General features: G+C 60.8%; 2 protein-coding genes and 1 pseudogene. All 3 read left to right on the top strand.

The window, feature by feature from the left end; translation table 11 throughout:
* Positions 1-371 (top strand): hypothetical protein (locus tag AS156_RS00595; RefSeq protein ID WP_210184207.1); only part of this gene is annotated, 371 nt, incomplete at its 5' end.
* A gap of 400 nt (positions 372-771) precedes the next feature.
* Positions 772-2173 (top strand): annotated as a pseudogene (locus AS156_RS45865) (recombinase family protein); the annotation flags it as partial.
* Between the two features lie 411 nt (positions 2174-2584).
* Positions 2585-3326, top strand: a 742-nt coding sequence (locus AS156_RS00585; protein WP_201455975.1) for a transposase, incomplete at its 3' end; no start/stop codon positions are given.

The following is a 3326-nucleotide window of genomic DNA, read 5'->3' as shown; positions in this document are numbered from 1 at the left end:
ATAAGTCGGCCCAAGGATCAATGCGCCCTTGGAGGATTTTCAAAATGGATAACAAAGAACGGCTGATCGACGAGTTCGGAGAACTGCTCGCCGATCTCGCAGATGATACGACTAGCAGGCTGCTCGAATACTCTCACGAGGACCGCGCAGAGATCGCCGTTCAGATGGTTGCAGAGGCCGACTTGGCTTTCGCAGCTTGGTTCGATGACGAGGATACCTTTCACACAATCCCGCTCAAGGGCAGCGATTTAGCTCGCAGCATCATTGTAGACGGCAATCTGAAAGCGGCGGAAGAGCTGCACATTGCCTGTATCCCGGCAATCAATCCGATGGGCGCTAAGCTTCTCATCGAGGCAACCCGTGATTTGTGAGAATTGCGGGCGGGGGTGGTAGAATGACCGCACTCGTCCTGCACTTCTGCAAAACAGAACCTCCGGCAGAGCTGCTGTCCTACGTCAGGGAGCTGGCGAGGCGCTTGGCGCGGGAGGATGCTACAGCAGAGGCAGCTAACCAGAGGCGGAGTCGGGCAACACGGTCACGCACTCGCGCCGACGATGGCACTCTCGCTGCCGATCCAGTCGGGCCTCAAACTGAGGCCGCACTGGTTCAGCGCGACCACTCCCGCCGTACATCTGCAGCCCTCGCACGTCAGGCAGGGACAAGTCGGCCATCTATGGAAAAATCTGAGTCAGGCCAGTCGGTTACCGCCGACTTGCCGAATGCGCTGGTAGACTCCACGTTGTAGGGGTTGACAAACCCCATGAGGAGACCATGAAACGAGCTGTTGTTTATGCCCGATTTTCCTCCGATCGCCAGCGCGACCGATCAATCGCCGATCAGATTAGTTTATGCCGTACCATCGCTGAACGCGAGAACCTGCAAGTAGTCGAGGTTTTCGAAGACCGCGCGATATCCGGCTCGAAGGCCGATCGGCCGGGCTTTGTCAGGCTCATGCAAGCCGCCAAGGCTCGGCAGTTCGATGTGTTGGTCGTCGAGGATCAGGACCGGCTTAGTCGTTCGCAGACAGATTTTCATGCCTGCCGCGAAGCGCTCGGCTATCTCGGGATCAGGCTGTTGACGAGCAGCGGCTATATCGATCGCATCTCCGGGAGCGTGCGGGCGATCATGAACGAGTTGTTTTTGACCGGCCTCGCCGATCACACAAGGCGCGGACAGTTCGGTGTCGTCGCCGATGGCCGTCACGCAGGCGGCGTTGTGCTTTACGGCTATGAAACGACGCCGGGTGAAAAAGGCGTCCTGCGGATTGTGGAGTCGGAAGCGGAGGTCGTGCGTTCGATCTATTCCGACTTCGCCGCTGGAAAGACTGCGGCTGAGATTGCCGGTTCGCTGAATGGGCGCTGTATACCTTCGCCAAGCGGAAAGAAGTGGACCGCCTCTGAATTGCTTGGACGCCGGAGTCGGGAGAATGGCGTTCTCGGCAACTCGCTCTATCATGGCGTGCTGACATGGAACAGGACTCGCAAGACGGCGGATCGTAACCCGGAGACTGGTCGGCGCGGCACGATCGTTAATCCGGTCGGCGAGTGGAAGCGGAAGGCCGTTCCGCATTTGAGGATCATTGACGACGAGCTGTTCGATAAGGTGCAGGCACTCCGCACAAGGCGTAACTGCAGTGATCCTCGCGAGGGGACTGGCGCTATGGCCGGAGCTAGGGCGGCTCGGAAGCCAAGGCATCTGCTCTCCGGCCTGATCAAGTGTGCGAGCTGCGGCGCTGGCCTGCAGAGCATTGGATTACATGGCGGGCGTGCTCGACTCCAGTGTGCTTCCCATCGTGAGAATGGTTCATGTCCCAATGCGAGGATCGTCTACCTCGATAACCTTCTGGCGAAGGTTTCGGCTGGTCTCCGGGAGCATCTGGATAACCCGACGCTGATCAATGCATTCGTAGCTACCTACAACGAAGAGCGTCGGAGGCTGACGGCGGCTGCTACCAGCGCAAGGCCAGCCATGGAACGGCGGCTTGCCGATATCGAGCGGGAGCTTGCCAACCTCGTTGAGGCGATCAAGGCGGGTGGATCGTCGGTATCAGTGATCGTGACGGCCATGCAGGGGCTTGAGGCTGAGAAGGCCAAGGTCTCTGCGGAGCTGGCCTCGATCCAGACTGACAACGTGATTGCGCTGCTGCCGTCCGCCGTCCAGCGCTATCGGCGGGNGGTGCTCGATAGGCTTGGCGACGAGCTGAGCAAGGCTGGCCCGGAGGAGATCGCGATCCTGCGGAACCTGATTTCAGGTGTTACGGTCGATGCCGGTGACGACGGTTCCCTGAACCTCGATGTACGGGGCAGGATCGCTCATCTCTGTTGTGGGTCTATGTCAACACCGGGTGCCGATCGCACCCATGGGTCGCGTGCAAAATGGAAAGCACGGGAGGTAGGACCACAGGTGTAACCGGAAACACTCCGGCTTTCCCTGCGCGATGGGTTACGGCTTATACGTGTTCTCCCCGGCGAGACTGGGCTCTTGGTCCCGTCCGGAAGTTGGTTGGAATTGAGGGTGGCGTAGTCTCCGGGGTGATCAAACCTCGAATCAGCCGGCGTTGGAACGCCGGATCGGAGACCACGCCATGATCAGCGATATCACGAAGACGGATGTGCCGCAGGACGGCGGCGAGACGGCTCCCCAGCTTTTCGATGATTGGTTTGATCCGATCGAAGGAGCGGTACGGGAACGGGTACGAGAGTTCATCGAGGAATTGATCCGGGACGAACTGGACACGCTGCTTGCGCGACCGCGCTACGAACACAGGAAGGCTGACCAGGAGGAAGCCTCCACCGCCGTCACAGGCCACCGACACGGCAGCCGAACGCGGTCGCTGACCGGCAGCTTCGGTCCCGTCGAGATCGCGGTACCGCGTGCCCGGCTGGATAGCCCCGATGGCACGACGAGGGAGTGGAAGAGCCATCGGCTGCGGGCCTACCAGCGGCGTACGTTGGCGGCCGATGCATTAATCGCCAATGTTTACCTGTCCGGCACCAACACGCGCCGTGTCCGTCGGGCGCTGGGCGCGCTGTTCGCGGGCAGCGTCGGCAAGGACACGGTGAGCCGGGTCTGGCGCAAGGTGAAGAGCGACTGGGACGCCTGGAATGCCCGCTCGTTGGCTGAGGAGCCGATCGTGCGGCTGATCCTCGACGGCACCGTGGTTCGGGTTCGGCTCGACCGCAAGGCGACCGCGATCTCGCTGCTTGTCGTGATCGGGGTTCGCGCGGATGGCCAGAAGATACTGCTGTCGATCAAGAGTATGGGCGGCGAGAGCACCGCAGCCTGGCGGGCCGTGCTCGACGATCTCGTCCGTCGTGATCTGCGGC

Origin of the sequence: Bradyrhizobium macuxiense (assembly GCF_001542415.1) — a bacterium.
Taxonomy (GTDB): domain Bacteria; phylum Pseudomonadota; class Alphaproteobacteria; order Rhizobiales; family Xanthobacteraceae; genus Bradyrhizobium; species Bradyrhizobium macuxiense.
This window is presented reverse-complemented; position numbering and strand designations above follow the sequence as displayed.